The organism is Helicobacter cinaedi CCUG 18818 = ATCC BAA-847 (assembly GCF_000155475.1).
Classification (GTDB): Bacteria; Campylobacterota; Campylobacteria; order Campylobacterales; family Helicobacteraceae; genus Helicobacter_C; species Helicobacter_C cinaedi.
The window spans coordinates 1-552 of the sequence record NZ_DS990435.1; the positions used below are offsets into that span (position 1 = coordinate 1).

Sequence of the window (552 nt, forward strand, 5' to 3'; positions counted from 1 at the left end):
ACAACAAACAATGATGTAGAGAATAACCATTCACAAATGAAAGCCTACTCTTATCATTACTCTCCTTATCTTAGAGTAAGCTCTCCTATTGCAAGTATAAGTTCAGGTTTGTATCATACTCCAAGAGTGGGAGATGAAGTGATTGTAAGTTTCTTTGATGAGGATATAGATAAGCCTTATATCAGTGCTAGTCTGTATAACCAAAGTAATCCTGCCTTGCCTCCTTTGCCTTTAAATGCTCATCAAACAAGTTTAAGTGCAAGAACTCTTAATAATACAAAAGAGACAGAGGATACAAACTCTTCTATAGTAGAATCTGGATTAAATGAAATCACGCTCTCTAATATAAAAGAGAAAGAACAAATCTATCTTCAAGCACAAAGAGATTATGAAGAACTCATTAAACATAACTTCACTCAAAAGATACAGAATAATAAAGATTCCATAGTAGAGGGAGCATATAATGAAAGGATTAAAAAGATTCATACGCAAACCATAGATTTAGCAAAGATTGTAAGTATTGGAGGAGAATATAATACGAATGTGGCTTTA

General features: G+C 32.8%; 1 protein-coding gene. It reads left to right on the forward strand.

Features of this window, described 5'->3' with window-relative positions:
• Positions 1-552, forward strand: a 552-nt coding sequence (locus tag HCCG_RS11475) for a bacteriophage T4 gp5 trimerisation domain-containing protein (protein ID WP_230197971.1), incomplete at both ends; no start/stop codon positions are given.